Below are 259 nucleotides of genomic sequence, written 5' to 3' on the forward strand. Positions count from 1 at the left end.
CTTCGACATCCGCAGCCCGTCGACGGTCACGAACGGTTCCTTCTTCGTGAACTTCGCGACGGCCTCCGCGCCGAGCGCGAGCGGGTAGAGCGGCCAGCGCGGCAGCGCGATCGTCGGCGCCTTGCGACCCGTCATCTGCGCGATGTCGGCCAGCATCTGCTGCAGCGGCAGGTTCTCGCCGCCGAGGATGTAGCGCTCGCCGATCCGGCCGCGCTCGAGCGCGAGGAAGTGGCCGTGCGCGACGTCGTCGACGTGCACG

1 pseudogene is annotated in these 259 nt (G+C 70.7%); it reads right to left on the reverse strand.

The annotated features are described in order from the left end of the window. A pseudogene (locus SB816_RS32890) lies at positions 1–259 on the reverse strand (NAD-dependent dehydratase); the annotation flags it as partial.

The organism is Achromobacter sp. SIMBA_011 (assembly GCF_046535435.1).
Lineage (GTDB): Bacteria > Pseudomonadota > Gammaproteobacteria > Burkholderiales > Burkholderiaceae_B > Achromobacter > Achromobacter dolens.